The organism is Rheinheimera soli, assembly GCF_021290985.1.
In the GTDB taxonomy this organism is placed as follows: domain Bacteria; phylum Pseudomonadota; class Gammaproteobacteria; order Enterobacterales; family Alteromonadaceae; genus Pararheinheimera; species Pararheinheimera soli.
Window position 1 is genome coordinate 194,567 of sequence record NZ_JAJOYU010000002.1, and the last position, 14,399, is coordinate 208,965.

A 14,399-nucleotide genomic window follows, 5' to 3' on the forward strand; every position below is an offset into this window, starting at 1 on the left:
CAGTGTTCCTATATGGCGTCTTTCGACAGACTCACTATAACTTGCTGATTTCTCTGTTCAATTGAAACTTGGCAGAGGTGACATGAGTTTCCATGTCGCGTAAACGTAATTCCAGGCTATTAAATTGATTGACCAGATGATGTAAGGCCGACTTGGGCACTTCACCCCGTTGCCATACCCGGGTTTTTACTTCTACAGGGCGTTCATCGTACGCAGATTCAGTCACGCCTTTTTTTGCTTCATGCACTGATTTCTTCTCCAGAATAAACCAGGCTGCTACATACAATACAGGTAACAAACCACCTAAACCTAATAACACCGAAGTAACCACAATCAACCGCACTAACCACACTTCCCAACCGAAGTAGTCTGCAATACCAGCACAGACCCCGGCCAGTTTGCCGTTGCGGTCATCCCGCAACAGCTCTTTGCGTATTTTAGTCATGTTTCTCCCTCCACTTCGGCGACTCAGCATCTAAGATCGCTTCCAACGTTTTTATGCGGTCGGCCATTTTTTCGGCACGATGGGACAACTCATTCAGTTGAGCCAGTTCACTGTCCCCCAAGCCTTCACCAATTTTGTTTTTGCTTCTGTAGTGCATAAAGACCCACAGCGGCGCCACAAAAATCATGAACAGGATAAAAGGTACACCAATAATTTCATGAAGTGTCATTGCCAGCTCCTAAAACGCCTGATAATCAGGCGTTATCTTTTTTAGACATTTTAGCTTTTAATTCAGCCAGTTCGTTATCGATTTTCTCAGATGAAGCCAATTCTGCAAACTCATCTTTTAAGGTTTTTTTACCTAAATCGTACGATTCAACCTGAGCTTCCAGTGAATCGATTTTTTGCTCATAGCGTTCAAACTTGTACATGGCGTCGTTTAAACGGTTGCTGTCTAAACTGCGCTTTACATCTAAACGAGATGACACAGTTTTCTGGCGCATCAGCATGGCTTTCTGACGAGCTTTAGCATCCGCTAACTTGTCTTGTAACTGGCTGACTTCATCCTGTAATTTACTGACATGCTCATCTAAATGACTGATATCAGCAGCTACCGCTGCAGCCTGGTCAGCCGCTTTTTGACGTTCAATCAGCGCAGCACGGGCTAAGTCTTCACGTTCTTTGCTTAAAGCCAGTTCAGCTTTAGCCTGCCAGTCGGCCACTTCAGCTTCCAATTTAGACACTACACGTTGCAGTTCTTTTTTCTCTGCAATGGTTTTGGCTGAGGTAGAACGTACTTCAACCAGCGTGTCTTCCATTTCCTGAATAATCAGGCGGACCATTTTTTCCGGATCTTCTGCTTTATCTAATAAAGCATTGATGTTGGAGTTTACGATATCTGAAAAGCGAGAGAAGATACCCATAATGTTTTACCTCTTAATGACGTGTTGGATTCGCTATTACCTATTCAGGTTTCCTGCCAACTTGCCAAACTATTTTAAATCATTGTTTTATATTGATTTTATTTATATCGCAAAAAGACTATGCCAAGCCTGAGTTATGAAATACACTACTTATTAGTTAATTTCACCACTTCGTGAGCCCAGATGAGCAGAAGTTTTCAGCAAGACAACTTAATAGGTCAGTCCAATAGCTTTTTAAACGTATTGGATCAGGTATCTCAAATTGCGCCCTTGCACAAACCTGTGCTGATCATTGGCGAAAGGGGCACGGGTAAAGAACTGATTGCAGCCCGTTTACATTACCTGTCTCAGCGCTGGGATCAAAATTATTTAACCTTAAACTGCGCTGCGCTGAATGAAAATCTGCTGGAAAGTGAACTCTTTGGCCATGAAGCAGGCGCTTTTACCGGCGCAGCCAAACGCCATGAAGGCCGGTTTGAACGGGCCAATGGCGGCACATTATTTCTGGATGAATTAGCCAATACACCAGCTATGGTGCAGGAAAAGTTGCTGCGGGTGATTGAATACGGTGAATTTGAACGGGTTGGTGGCAGTCGTTCAGTGAAAGTGGATGTGCGTTTAATTTGCGCCACCAACGAAGATTTACCTTCAATGGCCGAACAAGGCGAGTTTAGGGCTGACTTACTCGACCGGCTGGCCTTTGATGTGATCACCTTGCCCCCTATGCGGGAGCGACGTGAAGATATTCTGGTATTGGCAGAACATTTTGCCGTCAATATGGCGCGTGAACTGGGCTTTGAACTCTTTAGCGGCTTTAGTGAAAAAGCCAAACGTATTTTGCTGGAGCATGAATGGCCAGGTAATGTGCGGGAGTTGAAAAACGTGGTAGAGCGCAGTGTGTACCGCACCAACAACCCTTATGTGCCAGTGCATCATATTCAGCTCGACCCTTTTGAATCCCCGTTCAGGCCCCGGACCCGCGTTCGTACTCTGGACCGCAGACCGCCTGCAGAAAACGCAGTGGTAGCTATCAGAGAACAAAGCAGCGATAATCTGCCTGCTGTGGCCAAAGCAGCTTCGTCCTTTGATTTTAATCAGGTGCAGGATTTTAAAGTCTTGTCAGAAAACTTTGAAATGGATCTTATCAAACAAGCCCTTGCTGCCAGTCAATTCAATCAGAAGAAAACGGCTGAAGCACTGAATCTGACCTATCATCAGTTACGTGGTTATATGAAAAAGTACAAACTGCTGGACAGCCAACAATGATCAAAGCCTTACTGAGCCTGATAGTCCCCTGTGGCTCTGTGTTGATACTCAGCGCTTGTCAGCCTGATATTCCTGAAACTATTCAGCAAGGTATGGTGTATTGCTCCGAAGGCTCTCCTGAGAGCTTTAACCCACAGAGAGTGACATCTGGCACCACCATTGATGCCATCAGTCAGCAACTCTACGACCGCCTGCTGGATATAGACCCGGCAAGTGGTGAGCTGTTGCCAGCCCTGGCAACCCAATGGCATTTGAGTGAAGATGGTAAAACCTACTGGTTTACCTTACGCCCCGATGTACAGTTTCATCACACAGTGTTCTTTTCACCTGGCAGAACCTTAAATGCCAACGATGTCACTTTTACCTTTAATCGTATAACGCAAGCGGATCATCCTTACCATGCGATTGGAGGTGCGGTTTATCCTTATTTTCAAAGTGTTGACTGGGGCTCCCTGGTCAAAGCCGTAGTGGCAGAAAACAGCAACACAGTACGTTTTGAACTGACCCGTCCTGACAGTTCGTTTTTATCCAATCTGGCTACCGATTTTGCCGCTATTTTATCTGCTGAATATGCAGAACAGCTGTTGCAACAAAATCAGCCAGAATTATTGGATCAAAGACCCATAGGCACAGGCCCGTTTTTCTTTAAAGAATACAAAAAAAATCAGTTTATTCGTTATTACCGCCATCCTGAATACTGGCGTGGCAAAGTGGATCTGACTCAACTGGTTTTTGATTTAGTACCTGACAATGCTAAACGTATGGCGAAATTACTGACTCATGAATGTGATGTAGTCGCTTATCCACGCAATGCAGAGCTGAACCTGATCACTGAACGCTCTGATGTCGAAGTACAAAGCCAAATCAGTATGAACGTGGGTTTCTGGGCTTTTAATACCAAAAAACCTCCTTTTGATAATGTACTGGTGCGCAAAGCTTTAGCTTATGCCATCAACAAAGATGCCATTCTGGATGCGGTTTACTTTGGTTATGCTGACAAGGCAAAAACCTTGCTCCCTCCTACGTCCTGGGCTTTTTACCACGACCTGCCTGAACAACAGTACGATCCAATCAAAGCCAAAGAGTTGCTGGCACAAGCCGGGTACCCTAAAGGCTTTAGTATGGACATATGGGCTATGCCAGTGCAGCGTTTGTATAATCCGAATGCGTTAAAAATGGCCGAGTTGATGCAAGCCGATTTAGCCAAAATTGGCGTCAAAGCCTCTGTCGTTTCTTTTGAATGGAACAGCTTCAGACGCAAACTATCCGAATTTGAACATGACTCAGTGCTGATTGGCTGGGCGGCTGACAATGCGGATCCGGATAACTTCTTCCGGCCGCTTTTGAGTTGCAGTGCAGCAGAATCTGGCAGTAACAGAGCCAACTGGTGCGATCCGAATTTTGACAATCTGATTAATCAGGCCCTGCTGACGGCCGATATTAAGCAAAGACGCAGTTTTTATTTAACAGCTCAGCTTTATCTTGATGAACAAATGCCGCTGGTCAGTATTGCCCATTCCAAACGTTTTCAGGCCAAAAGTGTCAAAATTACCGGGGTGACCATTAACCCCTATGGCGGTATCTCTATGGCTGCAGCGAGAAAATCTTTATGATGCTGCACTACTTTTTACGCCGCACTTTTTTAATAGGCTTTGTTTTTGTTGCCCTGACAGTACTCGCCTTCAGTTTAAGTTATTTGTTCCCCGGTGACGTGCTGAATAACGTCTCAGGCCTGACCAACATTGCACCTGAACAGCAGCAAGCGCTTATTCAATATTACGCTTTGGATCAGTCTGTGCTGATGCAGTATCTGGCTTACGTCAACCGTATTCTGGATGGTGAATGGGGTCTGTCTTTTTCCAGCCAACAACCCGTTTTAGCTGAAATTATTGCCGTGTTTCCGGCCACTCTGGAGCTGGCCAGTTATGCACTGATTTTATCTTTTGTGTTGGGTATTCCGCTAGGGTTATTTGCCGCAGTCAAAGCCGACAGCTTTTTCGGCAAGCTGGTCTCTGGTATTACGCTGGTGGCTTATTCCATCCCTATTTTTTGGTGGGCACTGCTGCTTATCATGCTGTTTTCGCTGACCCTAGGCCTGCTGCCTACCGCAGGTCGCATCAATGTTTTGTTTGATATACCTACAACGACTGGTTTTATGCTGCCTGATATCTGGCTGTCTGATATCCGCTATAAATCAGAAGCCACCATGGATGCGCTGAGGCACTTGTTGTTGCCTGCCATAGTGCTGGCGACTTACCCAACAACAGTGATGATCCGTTTTACCCGGGATTCGATGCTGGCGGTACTGGAACAAAGTTATATCAAAACGGCGCGCGCTAAAGGCTTAAGCCGCGCTCAGGTGCTGTATCACCATGGTCTACGTAATGCGTTATTGCCAGTGATACGTCAGATTGGCTTGCAGTTCAGCACCTTAATTACGCTGGCGATGATCACCGAAGTGATTTTTTCCTGGCCTGGTATAGGTCAGTGGTTACTGGACAGTATTTATCAGCGCAATTACCCGGCCATTCAGGGGGGCTTATTAGTAGTGTCCTGCCTGGTGATAGTGGTAAATATGCTGACTGAAATTCTGCATACTTTGTTTAATCCTCTGGCCAGGAAAGCTTAAGATGAAAAAATTCCGGCTGTATTTTGAGGAACACAATCGCGGCCCTTTAACTCAACTCTGGCAGCAATTTCAGCGCCAGCATGCGGCAGTTTTTGGTCTGGTGATGTTTTCTTTTTTTCTGTTGCTGACCTTATTTGCACCACTGCTCAGCCCTCACGACCCCTATCTGCAAAACGCTGATTTGTTGTTGCTGGCTCCTTCATGGAGCGAACAAGGCTTAGTACAGTATCCTTTTGGTACAGATGATTTAGGTCGTGATTTAATGTCGCGGCTGATGAAAGGGGCCACTTACACCTTTGGTATTGCCTTAATCACAGTGATTGGAGCTTTGCTGATGGGTTTGGCTTTGGGTGCTATGGCGGGCATGAGCAAAGGTGTCAAATCCAGTATTTTTAACCATGTGCTGGATTTGGCGCTGACCATCCCTTCCCTGCTGTTGGCCATTATCATAGTGGCAGTATTAGGCCCTGGTTTGTGGAACACCACCTGGGCCATTATGCTGGCGCTACTACCGCAGTTTGTACATGGTATTCGTAATGCGATACAAGACACTTTAAAACAAGATTATGTAGCAGCCTACCGGCTGGACGGCGCGTCCAACTGGCAAGTATTGCGTTATGCGGTCTTGCCCAATATCTGGGAACATCTCACTGTGATGGCCACTATGGCATTGTCCACCGCGATCCTCGATGTCGCAGCTTTGGGCTTTTTAGGCTTAGGTGCTCAGGCCCCCACTTCTGAATGGGGTGTGATGATCGCAGACGCTTTAGATTTAATTTATCTGGCGCCCTGGGCCATAGCTCTGCCCGGTATTTTAGTTTTTGCTTCGGTACTGTCGGTGAATCTGGTGGGTGATGGCTTACGCACGGCGATGACAAAGCGGCGGGAAAACTGATGATTTTGCTTGATATTAAAAACATGACGATTGAGCTGGAAACCCCGGAAGGCTTAATTCGTGCCGTAGACAAAGTAAACCTGACGATCCGAGAAGGTGAAATTCGTGGTTTAGTGGGCGAATCAGGTTCAGGTAAAAGTTTAATCGCCAAAGCCATAGTAGGTGTACTGAATAAAAGATGGCATATCACAGCGGACAGATTCAGCTGGGCGGGTCAGGATTTATTGCGTTTATCTTATGAAGAACAGCGCAAAATTATTGGCCGCGATATAGCGATGATTTATCAGGAACCAAGCCGCAGTATGGACCCAACGGCCCCTATTCTGGATCAGTTACTGGAAGCTATTCCGGATTCTGAACTGGAAAGCCGCTGGTGGGGACGGCCTTTTGAACGGCGCAAAAAAGCCATAGCCCTGCTGCATAAGGTAGGGATCAGAGATCACCAGGCAATTTTAAACTCTTACCCTTATCAGTTACCTGAAGGGGTCTGTCAGAAAATAATGATTGCCATGGCGATTGCCAAAAAGCCGAAGCTGCTAATTGCTGACGAACCTACGACAGCGCTGGAAAGTACCACTCAGGCGCAGTTGTTTCGTTTATTAGCCAGCTTTAACCAGCTCAAAGGTATGTCGATTTTATTAATCAGCCATGAGCTTGAAACCGTGGCCCGTAATACTCAGACCTTAAGCGTATTGTATTGTGGCCAGTTGGTTGAAGCAGGTGAAACTGCGGCTATTTTAAAGTCTCCTTTTCACCCTTATACCGATGCACTGATCAAAAGTGTGCCTGAATTCCAGCCGCAACTGGCCAGTAAACAACCTTTGTATGCTTTGCATGGTAGCATTCCCACCTTACAGCATTTGCCGATAGGCTGCCGTTTAGGGCCACGTTGCCCCAATGCCCGTAAGGAATGTGTTAAAACACCTGTACTGGAGCGCCTGCAAAATCACTACTTCAGTTGCCATTTTCCGTTACAGGGTAAAAAAACATGACAGCTCCATTACTTGAGATCCGGCAGCTGTATAAAAGTTATCAGAAAGCTCAAGGGATCTTTGGCCGTAAAACCATTCAGGCCTTGTCCGATATCAGCTTTAGTTTATATCCGGGCCAGACACTGGCAATAGTAGGTGAAACAGGCTCAGGTAAAAGTACCCTGGCTAAATTATTGGTAGGTATAGAAACCCCTGACAGTGGTGAAATACTGCTGGAAGGTGAAGCTGTCACCATCAGCGACCATAAAAAATACAATCATGTGATTCGCTATATTTTTCAGGACCCGGCCCGCTCATTGAATCCTCATCAACGGGTAGGACAAATGCTGGAGGATGTGCTGCGTTACAGCACAGATTTGAATGAACAGCAGCGTCAGCAGAAAATTCATCAAACCTTAGCCCAATTGGGTTTAATGGAAGAGCACGCCGCTTACTACCCACATATGTTCTCAGGGGGGCAATTACAGCGCGTAGCGCTCGCCAGAGCCCTTATTATGGATCCTAAGCTGCTGATACTGGATGAAGCTTTAACGGCGCTGGACCCTTCATTACGGGCTCAGATTGTCAATCTGCTGCTGGAGCTGCAAAAAACTACTGGTTTATCTTACCTGCTGATCACCAACCACCTGCGCCTTGTACGACATATCAGCGACAGCATGCTGGTCTTACATCAAGGCAAAGCACTGGATTACGGTCCAACCAATCACGTCTTTGCTCACCCTCAACACGATTACAGTAGAAAACTGATTAACAGCGCACAAAGCTAAGTGTTCGTTTCTTGCCATAAAAAAACCAACCCTAAGGTTGGTTTCTTTATGGCTGGTGACTATGAGGATTATTCGTCAGCAGCAGCTTCAGGTAAAGAACGGGTAATTTCAGCCTTGGCTTTTAATGCAGCCAGCAATGCACCAAAACTACTTTGTGCCTTTTGATCAGCAAACTGTTGTAACTGGTCAACCGGAGGCTTGTCTGTCACTTCAGTATCAGTCACCTTAGTCACAGCGACTAAAGCAGCATCACCACTCGCCAGATTTAACATAGCCACAGTAGCAGGTTGCTCTGCCGCAGGTTTAGCCAGCTCAAAAGCTTTGGTACGGATGTCTGAATCGATATCACCACCAAAACGAGTGACAGCAGCTTTAGTTTCCAGAGTTAACTCTGCTGCTGCAGCTACGTCAGACAAAGACTTGCCTGCCTGAACTTCAGCCAGTAAAGCTTCAGCTTTCGCTTTGGCTAACTCAGAGCTTTTCGTTGCTACAACAGCAGCTTGTACCTGGTCTTTCACTTCTTCAAGTTTCTTCGTGGTTTCTGGTTGATGTGCATTCACCCGCACTACCACCACATGTTGTGGTGCAACTTCAATCACGTCACTGTTTACACCAGCACTGATAAAGTCATCTGAAAACAAGGTTTCCAGTACTTTAGGTGCAGTTAATTCAGCAGGGGCAGTCGAACGGCTAAAGGCTGGCACTGAAACGACTTTAGTCCCAACAGCTTCAGCAGCTTCTTGCAGGCTATCCGCGATTTCGAAGCTCTTTTCACCTAACAGCTGTTGCAGATCAATAAACTTCTCAGCAGCTTTATCATCTTTGACCGTGGTCAGAATTTGATCTTTCACATCAGCAAAAGCTTTCACTGAACCAGGCTGCACTTCGGTTAACTGAATAATATGGTAACCAAATTCAGTTTTTACCACAGGGCTGATATCACCAGCTTTGGCCAGAGCATAGGCTGCCTTTTCAAATTCAGCATCCATCACACCTTTTTCGATAAAATCTAAGTCACCACCTTTTTCAGCTGAAAAAGTATCAGCAGATTCCTTTTTTGCCAGTTCAGCAAAATCAGCACCTTGCTGTAATTGCGCTGCTAAAGCTTCAGCTTTGGCTTCAATTTCAGCATTGTCTTCTGCGGATTCTAGCAGGATATGCGAAACCCGACGACGTTCTTCAGTCTGATAACGAGCCTGGTTGGCTTCGTAGTAGGCTTGCAAATCAGCATCTGTCACTTCAACTGTCGCAGCTATATCTGCAGCTGTTAACTGCACATAGTCCACAGACACTGTTTCTGGTGACACAAACTGGTTGGTATTGCTTTGATAGTAGTCCTGCAGCAATTGATCATTGATTTCAACGGCAGCGGCAAAATCAGCAGCTTTTAATACAGCGTACTGAATATCGCGGCTTTGCATTTGTAACTTAGACAACAATTGCATTTCTGATATGGTCGCAAACTCTGAACCTGCTAAACCAACAACCAGTTGATTGGCCGACATTTGTGCACGTAAATAATCACGGAACTGATTTGGCTCATAGCCATTCTGACGCAGCAGGGCTATATAACGGTCATTATTAAATACACCGTCCACCTGAAATTCAGGCATGCTGCGAATAGTGTCACGTAACACATCGTCACTGACCATTAAATCCAGCTCTGTGACTAATTGACGTTGTAATTGTTCATCAATCAGCTTCTCCAGCACTGAATTGCGGAAATTGCTCATATAATTGCTGTCAGCTGACAGCATGCCAAACATTTCACCAAACTGCTGCTGCATTCTGGCTCTTTCGTTCTGGTACGCAGTATCAAACTGAACTTTGGTAATTTCATCACCGTTGACGGTGGCAACAGGCACTTCGCTGCTGTTGCCAAGATAACTGCCAACCCCGGCTAAAGCAAAAGTCAGGATCACAAAGCCAAGAATGACCTTGGCGATCATACCCTGCGAACCTTCTCTGATCTTTTCTAACATTGTATCTACGTCTCTTTTGGCAACTTTTGGTTGTCTTAAAAAAAAAGCGCATCTTAACAGATACGCCTTTTTCATAAAAGCTGTGGCAGCGTCAGGCTTAATGCGTTTTGCTTTTCTCCGCGAAAATCAATAATGACTTAGGCAGAACCATCAGCTTCATAGGCTTGACTCTAACAGCCAAGCGTTCAGCTTAGTTTACGCTGTCTTTCAGCGCTTTACCTGGCTTGAACGAAGGAATTTTCGCAGAAGCGATTTGGATAGTTTCACCAGTTTGTGGATTACGGCCTGAACGTGCAGCGCGCTCGCGAACTGCAAATGTACCAAAACCAACTAAGGCTACTGAATCGCCTTCCTTAAGAGCCTCAGTAACAGCGTCGATGAACGCGTCCAGAGAACGACCAGCTGCCGCTTTAGAAATATCTGCACCAGCAGCGATTTTGTCGATAAGTTGAGACTTGTTCACAATATCATCCCCTTCAATTGTTATTATTTTCAACAACTACAGTAAATTTGCTTTGTCGTAGTTGCGTGTTTGTTATATCAAGCCTTATGTGGGCTTGCAAGCACAAAACGACGCACTACAAAAATTTCTGTTAGGCCACAACCCTTGCTGCGCAAGGGCTGCGTCGAAACTGCCCATAACTTAACACAGCCAGAGCAATTGAAAAGCCCCTAAGCCGGATTTTTTTGGATTTTTTTGCTTTTTGCTGGAATTTTTTCCACTTCAAGCACCGACATCCCTGTTGGCGGCTCTTGCAGAGCTAATTCCAACACTTCGTCAATCCATTTTACTGCACGAATTTCAATGTCACCTTTGACGTTATCCGGGATATCTTTTAAGTCCCGAACGTTATCATGAGGGATTAAAACCCGTTTGATACCACCACGGTGTGCAGCTAACAGCTTCTCTTTTAAGCCACCTATAGGCAGAACTTCACCCCGTAAGGTGATTTCACCTGTCATCGCCACATCAGCACGAACCGGATTACCCGTTAAGCTGGAGACCAAAGCCGTCACCATAGCAATACCAGCACTTGGACCATCTTTAGGTGTGGCGCCTTCTGGCACGTGCACGTGAATATCACGCTTTTCGTAGAAATCTTCGTTAATACGCAGCTTCTCAGCACGGCTTCGAACCACTGTCATCGCAGCCTGAATCGACTCTTTCATCACATCGCCCAAAGAGCCTGTGTACGTCAGTTTGCCTTTACCTACCACAGCGGCCGCTTCAATCGTCAGTAAATCGCCACCGACAGAAGTCCAGGCTAAGCCTGTGACCTGACCAATACGGTTGCTGTCTTCGGCTTTGCCGTAGTCATGACGTTGTACACCTAAGAAATCTTCCAGATTGTCCTGATTAATCACAACTTTCTTCAGATCTTTGCCCAGCAGAATATTTTTCACTGCTTTGCGGCATAACTTGGAGATTTCACGCTCTAAGTTACGCACACCAGCTTCACGGGTGTAATAACGGATAATGCCGACTATAGCGCTGTCTTCAATCTCAATTTCGTGAGGTTTTAAGCCATTGCGTTCAATCTGCTTGTTGATCAGATGCTGCTTGGAAATATTCAGCTTCTCATCTTCGGTGTAGCCCGCTAAACGAATCACTTCCATCCGGTCCAGTAAGGCTGCCGGAATATTTAAGCTGTTCGATGTGGCGAAGAACATCACGTCGGATAAGTCGTAGTCCACTTCCAGATAGTGATCACTGAAGGAGGTGTTTTGCTCAGGATCTAATACCTCAAGCAAAGCAGCAGCCGGATCACCGCGGAAATCTGATGCCATTTTGTCAATTTCATCCAGCAGGAACAGTGGGTTACGCACCCCAACTTTGGCCATTTTCTGAATGATTTTGCCAGGCATAGAGCCTATGTAAGTGCGTCTGTGACCGCGAATTTCCGCTTCGTCACGCACACCACCTAAGGCCATACGTACATATTTACGGCCTGTTGCTTTGGCAACAGACATACCCAGTGAAGTTTTACCTACACCTGGAGGTCCGACTAAACATAAAATCGGGCCTTTTAATTTGTTGACGCGCTGCTGCACAGCCAGATATTCCAGAATGCGTTCTTTGACTTTATCCAGACCATAGTGGTCCGAGTCCAGAATACGTTCTGCGCCAGCCAGGTCTTTTTTCACCTTACTGCGTTTTTTCCAGGGCACATTGGTCAGCCAATCGATATAGCTGCGCACCACTGTGGCTTCAGCCGACATAGGTGACATCATTTTTAACTTTTGCAGTTCAGCCGTCGCTTTAGTGCGGGCTTCTTCCGGCATTTGAGCCTGTTCGATTTTTTTCGACAGAGTTTCAAATTCATCCGGAGTATCTTCCAGTTCACCCAGTTCACGCTGAATAGCTTTCATTTGCTCATTCAGGTAATACTCGCGCTGGCTTTTCTCCATCTGCTTTTTGACACGGCTGCGAATGCGACGTTCTACCTGCAGAATGTCGATTTCACTTTCCATCATTGCCATCAGGAACTCTAAACGTTCCGTCACATCAATGATTTCTAATACCTTCTGCTTGTCGTCGACTTTTAATGGCATATGAGCAGCCATAGTATCAGCCAGACGTGCAGCGTCATCTATGCCAGAAAGCGCCGTCAGCACCTCAGGTGGGATTTTTTTGTTCAGTTTGATATAACCTTCAAACTGATTCACTGCAGAGCGCAGAATCACTTCCTGCTCGCGGCTGTCCATTTCCGGTGTCGGAATTAAATCAACATAAGCGGCGAATGTATCTTCGGTGTCGGTAAATTCGACCAGTTGAGCACGCTTGCCCCCTTCCACCAGCACTTTGACCGTGCCATCAGGAAGCTTGAGCAATTGCAAAATAGTGGCGACAGTACCCACCTGATACAGATCAGTATCTTTAGGGTCGTCCAGCGTGGCGTCTTTTTGCGCAACTAAAAAGATTTGTTTCTCTTTTTCCATCGCGGCATCCAGGCATTTGATGGATTTAGCCCGGCCAACGAACAGCGGGATCACCATATGCGGATAAACGACCACGTCTCTTAATGCCAATACAGGCATATGCAAACGTTCAGTCTTTGCTACTGTCATGAAATCTCTCTCGAATTATTTACTGCAGGTGACATGATTCAACAGTATATGGGGGCTGTTTATGTCACTTCAATGAGTTAGCAAAAAATTTGGACTTCTAAAATGGGGTCAGATCACATTCATGTTGCATGATGTGATCTGACCTTTTTACTTACTGGGAAGCAGCAGCTTCTACAGTCTCATAGATCAATATGGGTTGAGACTCGCCGCGGATCACTGTCTCGTCAATAACAACTTTGCTGACATGCTCCATAGACGGTAAATCATACATGGTATCCAGCAAGACATTTTCGACTATAGAGCGCAAGCCACGGGCACCGGTTTTACGTTCCATGGCTTTTTGCGCTATGGCTTTAAGCGCATCTTCACGGAACTCCAGCTCCACATTTTCCATCTGGAATAAGGCGCCAAACTGTTTTACCAGAGCGTTTTTCGGCTCACTTAAGATTTGCATCAATGCAGCTAAATCCAGCTCAGTTAAAGTCGCAACCACAGGCAGACGACCAATAAACTCTGGAATTAAACCGTATTTGACTAAATCTTCAGGTTCCACATCTTTAAAACTTTCGGTCAAAGTACGGCTTTGTGAGGTTGCACGCACTTCAGCAGCAAAACCTATGCCTGAACCTTTAGCACAACGTTGTTCAATGACTTTATCCAAACCAGCAAAAGCGCCACCACAGATAAACAGAATTTTCGAGGTATCAACCTGTAAAAACTCTTGCTGTGGATGCTTACGGCCACCCTGAGGAGGAACTGAGGCTACAGTGCCTTCAATCAGTTTCAGCAATGCCTGCTGCACGCCTTCACCTGAAACGTCACGGGTAATAGATGGATTGTCTGATTTACGCGAAATTTTGTCGATTTCATCGATATAAACAATGCCACGCTGGGCTTTTTCTACATCGTAATCACATTTTTGCAGTAACTTCTGGATGATGTTTTCAACGTCTTCACCGACATAACCTGCTTCAGTTAAAGTGGTGGCATCGGCCATGGTAAATGGCACATCCAGTAAACGGGCTAAGGTTTCGGCCAATAAAGTTTTACCGCTACCTGTAGGGCCAATCAGCAGTATGTTACTTTTGCTCAGCTCAACGTCCTGTTTATGCTGCATGCTGCGTAAACGTTTGTAGTGGTTGTAGACCGCCACCGCCAGAACTTTTTTCGCATGCTCCTGACCTATGACATAGTCATCCAGGTGGGCACGGATCTCTTTTGGCACCGGCAATTTATTGCTGTCGCGTTTTGGCGAAATATCTTTAATTTCTTCGCGAATAATATCGTTGCACAAGTCGACACATTCATCACAGATATACACCTGTGGGCCTGCAATCAGTTTGCGCACTTCATGTTGTGATTTGCCGCAAAAAGAGCAATACAACAACTTGCTGCTTTTCTCGCCATCAGAGCGATGATCAGACATGTAAC

13 protein-coding genes are annotated in these 14,399 nt (G+C 45.9%); 6 read left to right on the plus strand and 7 right to left on the minus strand.

Going from position 1 to position 14,399, the window contains the following annotated elements; genetic code table 11:
- Positions 1-34: 34 nt before the first annotated feature.
- The 3 genes from pspC to pspA are packed head-to-tail and all read right to left on the minus strand — an operon-like array spanning position 35 to position 1,368.
- A complete protein-coding gene (pspC, locus tag LSG37_RS03080; protein WP_233078388.1) occupies positions 35-445 on the minus strand; it encodes an envelope stress response membrane protein PspC in 411 nt (136 codons plus the stop codon).
- On the minus strand, positions 438-674 hold the full coding sequence (pspB, locus tag LSG37_RS03085; protein WP_233010168.1) for an envelope stress response membrane protein PspB: 237 nt from the start codon (positions 672-674) through the stop codon (positions 438-440). Before pspB ends, pspC begins: the two co-directional genes overlap by 8 nt.
- A 25-nt stretch (positions 675-699) precedes the next feature.
- Entirely contained in the window at positions 700-1,368 is a 669-nt protein-coding gene (gene pspA / locus LSG37_RS03090) for a phage shock protein PspA (RefSeq protein WP_233078389.1), read from the minus strand.
- 183 nt (positions 1,369-1,551) lie between these two features.
- Between pspA and pspF the strand changes: the two genes are divergently transcribed.
- Genes pspF through LSG37_RS03120 form a run of 6 tightly spaced genes read left to right on the plus strand, consistent with a single transcriptional unit; the run spans position 1,552 to position 7,917 of the window.
- Positions 1,552-2,634, plus strand: a complete 1,083-nt coding sequence (gene pspF / locus LSG37_RS03095; RefSeq protein ID WP_233078390.1) for a phage shock protein operon transcriptional activator — start codon at positions 1,552-1,554, stop codon at positions 2,632-2,634.
- Positions 2,631-4,247 (plus strand): ABC transporter substrate-binding protein, encoded by a 1,617-nt coding sequence (locus LSG37_RS03100; RefSeq protein ID WP_233078391.1) that lies wholly within the window; start codon positions 2,631-2,633, stop codon positions 4,245-4,247. The genes pspF and LSG37_RS03100 overlap by 4 nt, the downstream gene beginning before the upstream one ends.
- A complete protein-coding gene (locus LSG37_RS03105; RefSeq protein WP_233078392.1) occupies positions 4,244-5,263 on the plus strand; it encodes an ABC transporter permease in 1,020 nt (339 codons plus the stop codon). The genes LSG37_RS03100 and LSG37_RS03105 overlap by 4 nt, the downstream gene beginning before the upstream one ends.
- Position 5,264: 1 nt before the next feature.
- On the plus strand, positions 5,265-6,158 hold the full coding sequence (locus tag LSG37_RS03110) for an ABC transporter permease subunit (RefSeq protein ID WP_233078393.1): 894 nt from the start codon (positions 5,265-5,267) through the stop codon (positions 6,156-6,158).
- On the plus strand, positions 6,158-7,150 hold the full coding sequence (locus tag LSG37_RS03115; RefSeq protein ID WP_233078394.1) for a peptide ABC transporter ATP-binding protein: 993 nt from the start codon (positions 6,158-6,160) through the stop codon (positions 7,148-7,150). Before LSG37_RS03110 ends, LSG37_RS03115 begins: the two co-directional genes overlap by 1 nt.
- Positions 7,147-7,917, plus strand: coding sequence for an ATP-binding cassette domain-containing protein (locus LSG37_RS03120; protein WP_233078395.1), 771 nt, complete (start codon positions 7,147-7,149; stop codon positions 7,915-7,917). Before LSG37_RS03115 ends, LSG37_RS03120 begins: the two co-directional genes overlap by 4 nt.
- 68 nt (positions 7,918-7,985) lie before the next feature.
- On the opposite strand, the gene ppiD is transcribed toward LSG37_RS03120, so the two are convergent.
- From ppiD to clpX, 4 genes are all read right to left on the minus strand, one after another.
- Positions 7,986-9,899 (minus strand): peptidylprolyl isomerase, encoded by a 1,914-nt coding sequence (gene ppiD / locus LSG37_RS03125; RefSeq protein WP_233078396.1) that lies wholly within the window; start codon positions 9,897-9,899, stop codon positions 7,986-7,988.
- A gap of 190 nt (positions 9,900-10,089) precedes the next feature.
- Positions 10,090-10,362 (minus strand): nucleoid-associated protein HU-beta, encoded by a 273-nt coding sequence (hupB, locus tag LSG37_RS03130; protein WP_008898812.1) that lies wholly within the window; start codon positions 10,360-10,362, stop codon positions 10,090-10,092.
- A gap of 209 nt (positions 10,363-10,571) precedes the next feature.
- Entirely contained in the window at positions 10,572-12,968 is a 2,397-nt protein-coding gene (lon, locus tag LSG37_RS03135; protein ID WP_233078397.1) for an endopeptidase La, read from the minus strand.
- A 151-nt stretch (positions 12,969-13,119) separates the two neighbouring features.
- The gene (clpX, locus tag LSG37_RS03140) at positions 13,120-14,394 is read right to left on the minus strand and encodes an ATP-dependent protease ATP-binding subunit ClpX (protein WP_233078398.1); all 1,275 of its coding nucleotides are present in this window, start codon (positions 14,392-14,394) and stop codon (positions 13,120-13,122) included.
- Positions 14,395-14,399 lie beyond the last annotated feature (5 nt).